The sequence below is a fragment of the Paucisalibacillus algeriensis genome, from assembly GCF_000577245.1.
Classification (GTDB): Bacteria; Bacillota; Bacilli; order Bacillales; family Amphibacillaceae; genus Ornithinibacillus.
In genome coordinates this window covers 404,477-417,879 of sequence record NZ_CBYO010000007.1, presented here as the reverse complement: position 1 = coordinate 417,879, position 13,403 = coordinate 404,477, and the positions used below count along the sequence as shown (strand labels likewise).

Annotated in this window: 9 protein-coding genes; 7 read left to right on the top strand and 2 right to left on the bottom strand. The window is 36.5% G+C overall.

Annotated elements, in window-relative coordinates; translation table 11 throughout:
• Positions 1-158 precede the first annotated feature (158 nt).
• Entirely contained in the window at positions 159-3,329 is a 3,171-nt protein-coding gene (locus TY11_RS06475) for a DEAD/DEAH box helicase (RefSeq protein ID WP_042144107.1), read from the top strand.
• A gap of 362 nt (positions 3,330-3,691) precedes the next feature.
• On the opposite strand, the gene TY11_RS06470 is transcribed toward TY11_RS06475, so the two are convergent.
• The gene (locus tag TY11_RS06470) at positions 3,692-4,984 is read right to left on the bottom strand and encodes a hypothetical protein (RefSeq protein WP_042144104.1); all 1,293 of its coding nucleotides are present in this window, start codon (positions 4,982-4,984) and stop codon (positions 3,692-3,694) included.
• A 268-nt stretch (positions 4,985-5,252) separates the two neighbouring features.
• On the bottom strand, positions 5,253-6,872 hold the full coding sequence (locus TY11_RS06465) for a long-chain fatty acid--CoA ligase (RefSeq protein WP_042144102.1): 1,620 nt from the start codon (positions 6,870-6,872) through the stop codon (positions 5,253-5,255).
• 325 nt (positions 6,873-7,197) lie between these two features.
• Between TY11_RS06465 and TY11_RS06460 the strand changes: the two genes are divergently transcribed.
• The 6 genes from TY11_RS06460 to TY11_RS06435 all read left to right on the top strand — a co-directional run bounded on the left by TY11_RS06460 (position 7,198) and on the right by TY11_RS06435 (position 13,397).
• Positions 7,198-8,142 carry a TAXI family TRAP transporter solute-binding subunit gene (locus TY11_RS06460; RefSeq protein ID WP_042144099.1) on the top strand — a complete coding sequence of 315 codons (945 nt, stop codon included), beginning with the start codon at positions 7,198-7,200 and terminating at the stop codon, positions 8,140-8,142.
• Positions 8,143-8,235: 93 nt separating this feature from the next.
• Positions 8,236-8,766, top strand: coding sequence for a DUF1850 domain-containing protein (locus tag TY11_RS06455; protein ID WP_042144097.1), 531 nt, complete (start codon positions 8,236-8,238; stop codon positions 8,764-8,766).
• Between the two features lie 52 nt (positions 8,767-8,818).
• A complete protein-coding gene (locus tag TY11_RS06450; RefSeq protein WP_081755855.1) occupies positions 8,819-10,765 on the top strand; it encodes a TRAP transporter permease in 1,947 nt (648 codons plus the stop codon).
• 104 nt (positions 10,766-10,869) lie between these two features.
• Complete coding sequence (locus TY11_RS06445; protein WP_042144093.1) at positions 10,870-12,216, top strand: MATE family efflux transporter; 1,347 nt, start codon at positions 10,870-10,872, stop codon at positions 12,214-12,216.
• 137 nt (positions 12,217-12,353) lie between these two features.
• Positions 12,354-12,959 carry a lysozyme family protein gene (locus TY11_RS06440; RefSeq protein WP_042144091.1) on the top strand — a complete coding sequence of 202 codons (606 nt, stop codon included), beginning with the start codon at positions 12,354-12,356 and terminating at the stop codon, positions 12,957-12,959.
• 60 nt (positions 12,960-13,019) lie between these two features.
• Complete coding sequence (locus TY11_RS06435) at positions 13,020-13,397, top strand: RidA family protein (protein ID WP_042144089.1); 378 nt, start codon at positions 13,020-13,022, stop codon at positions 13,395-13,397.
• The last annotated feature ends 6 nt before the right edge of the window (positions 13,398-13,403 follow it).

Below are 13,403 nucleotides of genomic sequence, written 5' to 3'. Positions count from 1 at the left end.
AGCAATTCTAATAGTTGCTTCGTTTTTTTTTACTAAAAGGTATAATCTACCATAGGTTTTCCTATCCTATAAGAATAGAAATGAATCATTTTAAAATTATTCAAATCTCTTATACAATAAGTATATAAATGCGTTCTTAAAAGGCAGGTTAATAGATTTTGAAAAAACTAAGCGAGATCAATATCCAAAGGCTATTTCCATCATTAATCTATAAACGAGGATTAGAATATTATAATAAAGGTCTTGTTTCCGATTTATCCTATGACATGAACTATAATGTTTGGACAGCAACGGTACAAGGTTCAGAGGATTATTTTGTAGAAATCAATATGAAGGATTTTGAAAAAGGGTCAGTTGATACATATTGCGACTGCCCGGCTTTTGATTCTTACGGGTCATGTAAACATATTGCTGCTACATTAATTGGCATTGCCAATAAAGAAACACCACAGGAATTGTCTTACTCCAATTATGATTATGAAATTACCAATCGTTTTATCCGAGCGCTAAGTAATGTTGGTCAGCCTACAGAGATGTCAGATATATTGCCAGAAAAAGAGCCCCTTCATGTGGAATATATATTGAAGTGGTCCTACGATAGAAATCTATTAATTGAATTAAAAGCAGGTGTATCCCGTGATTATGTAGTGAAAGATGTTCATGAATTTTTGCGAGATGTCTTAAATGGTAATGAACATTTCTTTACCAAATTGTTTGCATATGCACCAAGTCAGCATTTTTTACTGCCAGAAGACCAAGAGATATTTGAACTTCTTGGCTCTATCCAAAAGAATGAAAAAATTTATGATGGCTATCATGTGTATCATTACCGAGGTAATGTTAGTGATAAAAGGTCAATTATTATTCCTCCATTAATTGCGGAGAATTTATTGGAGAAGTTACTCCAACGAGATTTGGTGGTCGAAGCAAACTCTCAATCTTTTTCAAATGTTTCCATTGAAAAAGGAAGACTACCTTTCCACTTTGCCCTGAACAAAAATGAACGAGATGATTTGTTCTTAACCATGCATGAGGTAGAAGACAGTGTGTATTTCAGTAACTACGAAATGCTTTTCTATAATGGAGTTTTCTATTTCCCATTAAAAGAACAAATACCAATCTTAGAGCTTGTTAGTCAGTTCGGGAAAATTGACCAACAACTCCCGATTTCTAAAAAACAAGCGGATGCCTTTTTATCGGAGGTACTTCCATCTCTAAAGAAAGTTGGAGAGGTTGAGATTTCCGAAAAAGTTTCATCAGAAATCATTCAAGTTCCGCTACGAGCGAAGCTATATTTAGAGGCTAAGGAAGAATGGATTACTGGGAAATTAGAATACCATTATGGCAATCATATTATCGATCCATTCGGTAGTCGTGACGATCATGAAGTCATTATCATCCGAGATGTAGACAAAGAAAAACAAATCATGCAGTTAATTGAATATGCTAACTTCCATTATAATGGCCGCGAATTATTTATCGATGCGGATGAGGAAGAATTGTATGATTTCCTGTATAAGGTTTTACCAGTACTTGATGAATATGTTGAATTGTTCCTAACATCTGAGGTCAGAGGATTTATTATTGAAAATGAACCAATACCTAGAACAAGTGTAAGAATGGAAACCTCTAGTAATTTACTAGAGATTGGTTTTGATATGGATGGCATGGATGATTCAGAAATTAATAAGATTCTAGATGCAGTGATTGAGAAAAAACGATACTATCGCCTACAAAGTGGTGAAATGCTATCCCTTGAAGGAGAAGAATTTACTTCCATCCAGAACTTCTTCCGAGACATGGATATTCATAAAAGTGATGTTCAAGATGGAAAAATTCAAATGCCAGTATTCCGTGGTACACAAATTGACGAGTTAATTGATACGAAGAAAAACTATGATCCTGCATTTAGGCAATTACTACATCAATTAAAAGAGCCAGAAGAACAGCACTATGAGTTACCGAGTACTTTGAATGCATCGTTAAGGTCGTACCAAATGACTGGTTACCAATGGTTTAAATCGCTTAGTCATTATCATTTAGGAGGAATTTTAGCGGATGATATGGGGCTTGGGAAAACCTTACAAAGCATTGCTTATTTAGCATCTGAGCTTGGAGAACATCCAAATTTAATTGTTGTGCCATCATCTGTTGTTTATAATTGGAAAAATGAATTTGAAAAGTTTACTCCTACTTTAAAAGTAGCGGTTATGACCGGAACGCCACAAGAGCGTCAGGAAAAGATTAGTCTCTTTAAAGATTCTGATGTATGGATTACGTCCTATGCAACATTGCGACAAGACATCGAACAGTACCGTGAACTAACGTTTCAAACATTAATCTTAGATGAAGCACAATTTATAAAAAACTATGCAACTAAAACATCAAAAGCAATACGTGAAATAAAAGCCGGCCGTCGGTTTGCTTTGAGCGGAACACCAATTGAAAATTCCATTGATGAGCTATGGGCAATATTCCAGGTCGTGTTACCAGGGTTAATGCCGAATCAAAAAGCTTTCAAACAACTGTCTCATGATAAAATCTCATCTATTTCAGGTCCATTTATATTACGTCGATTGAAAAAGGATGTATTAAAAGAACTACCTGATAAGATTGAATCAGTCAGCGTATCCGAACTTACCAATGAGCAAAAAGAGTTATATGTTGGATATTTAAGGCAGGTACAACAGGAAGCGGCACAATCTATCCAAGAGAGCGGCTTCCAACATAATCGAATGAAGATACTCGCAGGGTTAACGCGGCTGCGACAAATTTGCTGCCATCCATCACTGTTTATAGAGAATTATACTGGCAAGTCTGGAAAGCTTGATTTATTAATGGAAACAGTCGAAACTGCTATTGCGAATGGAAAACGTATGCTAATTTTCTCGCAATTTACAAGCATGCATGAGATTATCATTGAAAAACTGAATGAAGCCGATATTGATTACTTCTATCTAAGTGGTCAAACACCATCTAGTGAGCGTGTTGAAATGAGTGAACGGTTTAATGGCGGGGAAAAGAAAGTGTTTCTTATCTCATTAAAGGCTGGTGGAACAGGATTAAATCTTACCGGCGCAGATACTGTCATTCTATATGACTTATGGTGGAATCCAGCAGTTGAAGATCAAGCAACAGGTAGAGCCCACCGATTTGGACAAAAGAATGTTGTTCAAGTAATTCGTCTCATTACAGAAGGCACAATCGAAGAAAAGATTTATGAATTACAACAGAAAAAACGGGAGTTAATTGATAAAGTCATCCAACCGGGAGAGAAGATGTTGTCCTCTTTAAGTGAAGATGATGTAAGAGAGTTATTGAGTATTTAAAAGTCTACCAGTATTACAGAATCCGTTTATTACTGTAAGTTAAAGTGGAACGTATATGAAAAAGCACCCCAAAAGTAAGAGAAAAAATCATCTAACTTTCGGGGAGCTTTTTGTAAAAAAAGAAAATTATTGCAATGCCACTGAAATTCCATACTATCATAGCCGTAATCACATACCTATACATCATTTACATCGCAACATTAGTTTGAAATAATGTACAAAGCTCTCTCATACATCATTTCAAACACAATAACGGTATGAAATGATGTGATAGAATAATGACATTAAAGGGACAGACCCCTAACAACGTAATTTGCAAATGTTACGGGTCTGTCCCTTGATACTCATACCACGACTAGTGCTTACATATTAATCTGAAACAACTTCCTCGGTCTTCCTTTTACATATGGCTTTTCTTCCCCAACGATCTTAATAACATTCCCCGTTAAGAGCTTATTAACGGTTCTTTCAGCACTTCGCTTTGTGACGCGGTAATAATTGGCGATGTCGTTGGATGAAAATGGCTCATTGTTTCGCAGTTGAACAAAATCAATAAAGTTATAAGAGAGCTCATTATTTAACTTTGCCTTATGAATAAGTGCTTGATATAGCCTTGAGGTGTCAAAGTGCTTTTTCACACCGAGTGGACCTATTGTTTCCCCACGATCATTAATAATATAACAACTACTATTACTGTTATGGGTACACGCATCCAATGCAAGTATTGCGTGGTCCTCTGCTTGTTTTGCAGTTAATCCAAGACCGAAACCGATCTCAATGGATGTATCTAATGTATTTTCAATCTCTTTAATTAGTGGAAAATCTCGATAGTGGTTCGTAATATGATCTAAAACGCCTCTAGTACCAAAGATGACATATTGATTTTCGTTATTGGTAAGTACAGAAGCATATGTTTTATGTCCGAATTTAAGAAGAATCTGGTAAAGCTTAAACTGAAGTTCTTTTAGATGCGAATCTCCTTTTTCTTCAATGATTTTGTCTATTTCCTTTATTCGTATATAACCAGCAACGATTTGAGCGCTCTTACTCATATTTAAAGTAGCGATTGTTTTACACTCCTGAATAGCTCGTTCCATATTACGTTTAGGTATAACCATTTGATAGGTCGGGATTCCATATTCGTTTAGCTGCTTTTCAATCTCATTTAGGGATGTAAGGACATAATCAATTTTTCCATCTTCAAAGAGCTGTTTATGGTAATCAACAATTTTTTTAATATCTACTTCATCATCCTGTTTATAACTATATGTATAGATATTATCACCAGCTAGATTTAATTCACTTAATACCTCGGAAACGTGGATTTCATCCAGCACATCAATGGACAAACGGGTTAACTGTTGTTGGTATTTGTTTTTTACATGGTAGAATGACGTTAGAATCATGTACTCGTCAAAGGCCACTTGAATAGTCGGTAATCGTTTCTTTTTGATTTTGCTATGTGCGTGTAAGTATGGAAGGCATTCTAAAAATAAATAAACATCGCACATAAAGGCCTTTTCGACTAGTTCGGAAGCTTCACTTGCTTTTCTATAAATAAAAGGAATTGCTTCTATTTCATTATGGTCTTTAACATATTCTTGAAAGCGGTCAACTAATTCACTTCTTCCGAATAAAGCAACCTTTATTTTCACCAATCTTCCCTCCCAAATGTAATATTGAGGCAATATCAACTGTTATATGATGATACTACCTTAAAGAAGGATTATATCATTATATAATAATGAAAATTCAGTTAATTTTTAGTAAAAGAATGACGCCTATTAAGCGAACTAATAAGCGACAGATTTGTCAATTTATCTCAGTCTAAGGAATTTTCATAATATTGTCAAGTGAATAAAATATTTCTATTATATTAGAGAATTTACAGAGGAGTTTACCGTAACTCCTCTGTATTTTTTCTTATCCCTGTGGACTATATCTAGCTTTTACCTGTTCACGAAGCTCTCTTTTAAGGAATTTACCGACAGACGATTTAGGAATTTCTTCAAAGAATAGCACATCATCTGGTAACCACCATTTCGGAAATTGTGGCTTCAAGAATTCTAGAATATCTTCTTTCGTTGTTTTATTCTCATAACCTTCATGTAATACAACACATGCGATTGGTCTTTCCTGCCATTTTTCATCTGGAATAGCAACAACACTCGCTTCGAAAACCGGTCCAAATGCCATGATGGCGTTTTCAATTTCAACCGAGGAAATCCATTCACCACCACTTTTTATTAAATCCTTTGTACGATCAACGATTTTAATTGTTCCTTCTTCATCAACTGTTACAACATCGCCAGTATGGAACCAACCATTTTTAAATGCATCTAAGCTTCGATTGTCCTTATAATACTCATCCGCAATCCATGGTCCTTTTAGTAATAATTCACCCATGTCTTTCCCATTCCACTCAACCTCTCCTTTATCACTAACAACCTTCATCTGAAGGCCAGGGACAAGGATACCTTGGCGAGCCCGTTCCTGGAATTTTTCCTCCTGTGAAATATCCTGTTGATAGCTTTTTAAACGGGATATCGTTGCTAATGGTGTCGTTTCTGTTGCACCATAAGCGTGATAGAATGGTATTTTATACTTTTCTTCAAATGCCTTAATTAGTCCTAGTGGTGCTGCAGAACCTCCACATAAAACAGCTCTTAGACTAGAAGTATCATAGTCACCTTGTTCTAACTCCCGTAATAAACCTAACCAAATAGTTGGTACTCCAGCAGTAATGGTTACCTTGAAGCGGTCAATGAATTCAGCCAATCGTTTTGGTGTGAAACGTGGACCAGGCAATACTTGTGTAGAACCAAACCACGTACAAGCAAAAGGTGTACCCCAAGCATTAACATGGAACTGTGGTACAACAGGCATGGATACATCAGACTCTGATATAGCTGCTGTATCAGCCAGACCTAAAGCAAAACTGTGCAATACGATTGCTCTATGGGTGTACACGACACCTTTTGGTTTGCCGGTTGTTGCAGATGTATAGCACATACCAGCGGGTTGATTTTCATCAATATCTTTAGCAAATTCATAGGATGGATCACCAGTTGAGAGTAGTTCTTCATAAGAGTAGAGTGGTTGAATAGTAGAATCTGGGAGTTCAGCTTTATCTGTCATAACTACATAAGCTTCTACAGTAGCTAAATGAGTGTGTATGTGCTCAATGAGAGGTAAAATATCTTCATCAATAAACAAAATCCTATCTTCTGCATGATTAATAATGTAAATAATGTCTTCTGGGGATAGACGTATGTTAATCGTATGTAGGACGGCTCCCATTCCTGGCGCTGCGAAATAAACTTCCAAATGACGATGGTGATTCCAGGCTAACGTTCCTACCCGATCCCCCTTACTGATACCAAGCTCATTCAAGATACTCATTAACCGTCTAGTTCGCTGGCCAATTTCCCCGTAATTTAACCGGTGAAGCTTATCGTGCGTCTGAGAAATAACTTCCTTTTTTGGGAAAAAACTCTCCGCGTGCTCCATCAATGATCCAACCGACAACGGAACCTGCATCATACTTATCTTCAACTCCTTCGATAAATTTGGCCTTTCAAAATTAGATTATTGAGTTTACAAGCGCAGTACAAGGTAAGAGATTAGATCACATGCAGGCTTTTATAAATCAATAATCTAAGTAAAAAGAACCATAAGTTTAGATACTTGACTATATAATATCACATTATTTAGATAATTTGTAATAAAATTAATATTTATTTGGAAACCCTAATTTAATAGGAATCTAGCGTGATGCAACGCTTTCAGTTTTAACAATAGTTTGACAATATTAGGTGTTTTTAAGTAGAATACTAGATAGGAATTTAAAAAAGGGGGAGTTTTTTCCATGAAAAAGAAGTATATAATTACTTTTGCCGTGCTACTAGTTCTGTCATTAGCACTTGCAGCTTGTGGTGGAAGTAAACAATTAACGATGTTAACAGGTGGTACTGGTGGTACTTATTACCCATTAGGTGGGGAAATTTCTAAGATTATTTCTGATGAGGCGGAAATGAAAGTAACACCATCGTCTTCTAATGCTTCTGCAGATAATATTCAAGCACTTGCAGATGAAGAAGCAGACATTGCATTTACCCAAACAGATGTAATGGCTAATGCGGTTGAAGGAACGAACTCATTTGAAGGAAAAGCTGTAGATAATGTATTAGCAATGGGTTCTTTATATCCAGAAACAATTCAAATTGTAACATCTGCTAATTCTGGAATTACTTCTGTTGAAGATTTAGTAGGTAAAAAAGTTTCTGTTGGTGCACCTGGATCAGGTACACGTGTAAATGCTGAGCAAATTTTGGCGGCACATGGACTAGATATTGATAGTGATATTCAAGCTCAGGATCTTGACTTCGATGAGTCAACTGGTGGAATCCAAGACGGTAACATTGATGCTGCATTCATTACTGCAGGTACACCAACTGGTAGTGTAGAAGGATTAGCAGCAACTTCTGATATTACAATTGTTCCAATCGCTCAAGATAAAATTGATGCGCTAGTAGAAGAATTCCCATACTATGCTGCAGATACAATTCCATCAGGTACGTATGGACTAGAAAGTGAAGTTACAACAGTTGCAGTTCTTGCAATGCTTGCTGTATCAGATAGCTTATCTGAAGATGATGTTTATGAAATGACAAAAGCAGTTTATGAAAACACAGGTAAAATTACACATGCAAAAGGTAAGTTAATTACAAAAGAATCCGCACTTGATGGTATTGGAATTGACCTTCATCCAGGAGCAGAAAAATACTTCAAAGAAGCAGGATTACTAGATTAATATAAATAAAATATAGTATGATGGATATTGGCCGGCTTATTGCCTGATACAGGATCAGATAGCCGGTCAGTCCATTTTTTGGGTTGTGTCAGCATGCTAAAACTAGTACAAAAACGATTTATAATTATTTTTCTCCTACTGTTAGCCCTATCATTGATACTTTTTGTTCCCTTCCGAACTGCCCTAGTATTTTACAAAGAAAATACAAACCATATTGAGGCGTTCCTTCCAACTGAAGAAGGGGACTCATTTCAAATTATATTTACGCATTCTATACACCTGACAGATGTAGTCGAAATCTATGAAGTCTTACCAGATCATTCGATTAAACAAAATGGAATGATTTACGAGCAGTATGGTATTGGTATGCCAGCTAATTCTGTTGAAGGTGGAACTTTAGAATATGAAGATGGAAAAATTCATATAAAAGATATGAATAGGGTTTTTCCTTTTATCAATCTGCGAAATGGAAAAACGGTTCCTAGGCATCGACTGGTATGGGGAGATCAAAACGAACATATCGCATGGTTTAAAGATTACTTTGAACCAGGTGCCAGATTTACGATTAAAATTAAGAATCTATCATTATGGCAATTACTGAAAGGAGTGAAAATTCGTGACTGAAAAGAATAAGCACGAAAACGTAGAACTAACACCAGAAGAACAAGAAGCCCTAATGCAAAAATATGATCAAGAGTCAAATACACGTAATTTAACAGGTATTGCTGCTATAATAGTTTTTGTTCTGTTAATTGCATTCTCGCTCTTCCAATTGTTTACTGGTTATTTTGGAGCATATACAGCCTATATTCAACGTACAATCCACTTAGGATTTGCTTTAGTGCTAATCTTTCTTTTATTCCCAGCTAAGAAGGGTGGAAATAAACGAAAGGTTGCATGGTTTGATTATATACTTGCGGGATTATCTATCGTCGTGTGTTTATACTGGCCGGTATTTTATGAAGAACTTGTACAACAAATAGGCTCAATAGACATGGTGCAAATGATCATTGGTGGTATTGCAATATTGCTAACCTTGGAAGCTACAAGACGTGCTGTTGGACTGCCAATTACAATCATTGCAGGTTTGGCTTTGCTCTATGCACTTCTGGGGCAGTTCATGCCAGGAATGCTAGCGCATAGAGGCTTAAGTTTAAATCAGTTGATTAATACGATGTTTTTCACTACGGAAGGTATTCTTGGTACTCCATTAAAGGTATCGTCTACATTTATCTTCTTATTCCTATTATTTGGTGCGTTTCTAGTAAAGACAGGTGTTGGTACGTATTTCAATGATCTAGCCATTTCTCTAGCTGGAAGAAGAACAGGTGGACCAGCTAAAGTTGCGATTTTCTCTAGTGCTTTGAACGGTACTATTTCAGGTAGCTCGGTTGCCAATACGGTTACGACCGGTGCTTATACGATTCCACTGATGAAACGTCTTGGTTATCGAAAAGAATTCGCAGGTGCTGTTGAGGCTGCTGCTTCAACAGGTGGTCAAATAATGCCACCAATTATGGGTGCTGCAGCTTTCTTAATGATTGAATTTGCAGGAGTTCCATATTGGGAAATTGCAAAAGCCGCGCTAATCCCAGCAATACTATATTTTGCGGGAATTTGGATCATGACGCATCTGGAAGCTAAGAAAACAGGTTTAACAGGTCTACCAGAGAGTGAAATACCTCCAAAGAAAGAGGTATTCAAAAAGATCCATCTATTAATTCCAATCTTTGTCATTATTATTTTATTATTCATGGGTTACAGTATTGAAAGAACTGCATTATTAGGTATTCTTTCTGCCATTATTGTTAGCTTGTTCATGAAAGAAACCCGCATTACTCCGAGAAAATTTGTGGATGCATTAACTTCAGGTGCTCGTACGGCATTAGGGGTTGCTGCCGCGACGGCAAGTGCAGGTATGATTGTTGGGGTAGTAACGAAAACAGGCTTAGGATTAAAGCTTGGCAATGGAATTGTTGATATTGCTGGTGCTCTTACATCAAACATCAACGTTCAATTATTATTAACCCTAGCATTTACTATGGTTGCATCTATTATCTTGGGAATGGGTTCACCAACAACTGCAAACTATATTATTACATCAACCATTGCATTGCCTGCTATTTTGGCATTAAACTCTCAGCTTGATGTTGCAATTCCAGTACTTGCTGCACATATGTTTGTGTTCTATTTTGGAATTGTTGCGGATATAACACCACCGGTTGCATTAGCAGCGTTTGCTGCCTCGGGAATATCTGGTGGAGAACCAATACGAACTGGTTTTAATGCTTCAAAACTTGCAATTGCAGCCTTTATCATTCCATATATGTTTGTATTAAATCCGGAGATGCTTATGATTGATACAACAATCGGAGGCGTTGTGTGGATATTAATCACAGCATTAACGGGTATGATAGCTATTGGGGCTGGGTTGATAGGATTCTGGTATAAGAAACTGAACGGTATCGAAAGAACCATTTCCGTTATTACCGGTCTACTACTCATGTACCCAGAAGGTTATAGTGATATTATTGGCCTAGTATTATTTGTTCTAATGCTTGCTTATCAATTCTTATTCAAAGGCAATCGAGGTTCAGGTGAGAAATTACAAGCAGAAGCTTAATAATAGAATATGGGAAGGTTTCTCAAGTTTTGAGAAACCTTCCCTTTTCATTTCGAAATGGTACAATTGATATTGGATTATAAATGGAAGGGTTGTTTTTCAGAATGAAAAAGCAACATGATTTTACACAAGGGAATATTTGGAGACAGTTAATCGTATTTTCTGGACCAATACTACTAGCGAATTTACTCCAGACTTCTTATCAATTAATTGATAGCTTATGGGTTGGCAACTTGCTTGGTGCGAATGCATTAGGTGCAGTTGCTGTTTCAGGAACGATTATTTTTACTGTACTATCCTTTATCATTGGATTAAATAATGCAGCATTAACTATTCTTTCACAACAAAAAGGTCAAAAGAATCAGGATGGATTAAAACGATATTTAAATGCATTTGTTGTATTATTGACAATCATGTCTGTTTCCTTAGGAGTTATTGGGTTTGTATTTGCTGAAAATCTTCTTCGTTTATTAGGAACGCCAGTTGAAATACTAGGACTAGCTACATCCTATTTACAGATTAACTTTCTTGGAATGTTGTTCTTATTTGGATACAACTTTATTAGTACAGCCCTTCGTGCATTAGGGGATAGTAAAACCCCATTGAAATTTGTACTTATAGCGGTTATGTTAAACCTAGTGATGGATCCGCTATTTATTGCTGTATTTAAGCTAGGAGTAGAAGGTGCGGCATATGCAACAATAATTTCACAGGGATTTGCTTTTTTATATGGAATTATTCATGTCCTACATAAAAAGCTTGCTCCGTTTACTGTACCAAGGCTTCCGAAGTGGCAGGAAATTAAGCTGATTCTACATTTAGGCATTCCTTCAGGGTTACAAATGTCTGTTATATCTGCAGGTTCTGCCGCAATCATGAGTGTTGTAACTTCCTTTGGTCCTTCAGTAGTTGGTGGATTTGGTGCAGCACAACGTTTAGATAGTATCATTATGCTTCCAGCACATGCACTTGGAACTGCGGTAGGAAGCATGAGTGGGCAGAATATTGGGATTAAGAATTGGGACCGTGTAAATAAAATTGCCAAATACGGTGTTTTGTATAACTTTGTAATCATGGTTTTCATTGGTTTACTAGTGGTGTTACTAGCAGAACATGCTGTTCGACTTTTTATCCAAGAAGAGGAAGCTGTTCAATTTGGTGCAACATATTTAAAAGTAATCGCACTTTGCTATCCATTCTTAGGAATTAATTTCATATTAAATGGAGTTGTACGTGCTGCTGGAGCCATGTACCAGGTATTAGTGCTCAATATTATCTCGTTCTGGATACTGAGATATCCATTAACATTTCTTTTCTCAGCGTTATATGGCAATAGTGGGATTGCGATGGGAATGGGTGTGAGCTTCATGATTAGTAGTGTATTTGCCTTTCTGTACTTTCGGTTTGGAAGATGGCGAGAGAAGGTATTATTTAAAGAGAGAAAAAATTGAAACTTATACACAAATTGTGGATAGATTGAGGATAACCTCAATATTTTGTAGTGGGTTTTGACAAAAGGTACGAAATATTGACATGTTTTATGCTTTTTCTGTGGATAACTATATTATAGATGTAGAGTGATGGGGATATGAAAAAACAAACAAAAAAAGCGATCAAGCAAACGACATATTTAGCTGTGGGTCTTGTAGTGGTTTTGGTGTTACTATCACTTGTTGTTGATAAAAACCAATGGAAAGAGCCAGCTGTTAATGAAGAAGTCCTGAAATATAAGCCACTTGTTGAAAAATATGCAGAAGAATACCAGATAGCGAGTTATGTTGATATATTGTTAGCAATGATGATGCAGGAATCCGGTGGAAGGGGGACTGACCCCATGCAATCATCGGAAAGCTATTGTGGACAAATTGGATGTATTGATGATCCTGAACTTTCGATTAAACAAGGCGTATTTTACTTTTCAGAAACACTAAAAGATGCGAGTTATGATCTAGAACTAGCCATCCAATCTTATAATTTTGGAAGAGGGTTTATTAATTATGTACAGGAAAAAACCGGACACTATACACAAGAAGTAGCCATTTCTTTTTCGAAAGAGATGTATGAAAACGCCCCAGACCAATCCATATACACTTGCTTAAGAAAAGAAGCGAAGCAGTTCAATGCCTGTTACGGCGATATCTATTATGTAAAATCAGTCATGGGCTATGTAGACCGTATAAAAGAACATCAATAAATGGCTATCAGGATTCAAAAGCGCTATGATGTAAACAAAAGTATTGAAGGAGGAAATAGCATGGGAAAAGAAGTTTTTACAAAAAAAGCCCCTGCCGCAATTGGGCCATATTCTCAGGCAGTGGAACTAGGCAATTTACTATTTGTATCTGGGCAGATTGGTATTAATCCGGAAACTGGAGAGGTTGTAACAGGAATAGAGGCTCAAACAAAACAAGTAATGGAAAATTTAAAGGCAATTCTACATGAAGCAGGGGCTAACTTTTCTAAAGTTGGTAAGTTTACAATTTACTTATCTTCAATGGAGGATTTTGCTACGGTAAATGAAATTTATGGTAGTTATCTAGAAAAACCTTATCCTGCACGTGCGACAGTTGAAGTGAGTCGGTTACCAAAGGATGTACTAGTAGAGATAGATGCAATTGTAGTTTTTGAATAGGAGGAA

What these genes read in the sequence shown, in the direction of transcription:
- TY11_RS06465 (WP_042144102.1), bottom strand. Translation starts at nt 6,872, where the DNA reads ATGATGCAGGTTCCGTTGTCGGTTGGATCATTGATGGAGCACGCGGAG.
- TY11_RS06445 (WP_042144093.1), top strand. Translation starts at nt 10,870, where the DNA reads ATGAAAAAGCAACATGATTTTACACAAGGGAATATTTGGAGACAGTTA.
- TY11_RS06455 (WP_042144097.1), top strand. Translation starts at nt 8,236, where the DNA reads ATGCTAAAACTAGTACAAAAACGATTTATAATTATTTTTCTCCTACTG.
- TY11_RS06450 (WP_081755855.1), top strand. Translation starts at nt 8,819, where the DNA reads ATGCAAAAATATGATCAAGAGTCAAATACACGTAATTTAACAGGTATT.
- TY11_RS06460 (WP_042144099.1), top strand. Translation starts at nt 7,198, where the DNA reads ATGAAAAAGAAGTATATAATTACTTTTGCCGTGCTACTAGTTCTGTCA.
- TY11_RS06435 (WP_042144089.1), top strand. Translation starts at nt 13,020, where the DNA reads ATGGGAAAAGAAGTTTTTACAAAAAAAGCCCCTGCCGCAATTGGGCCA.
- TY11_RS06440 (WP_042144091.1), top strand. Translation starts at nt 12,354, where the DNA reads ATGAAAAAACAAACAAAAAAAGCGATCAAGCAAACGACATATTTAGCT.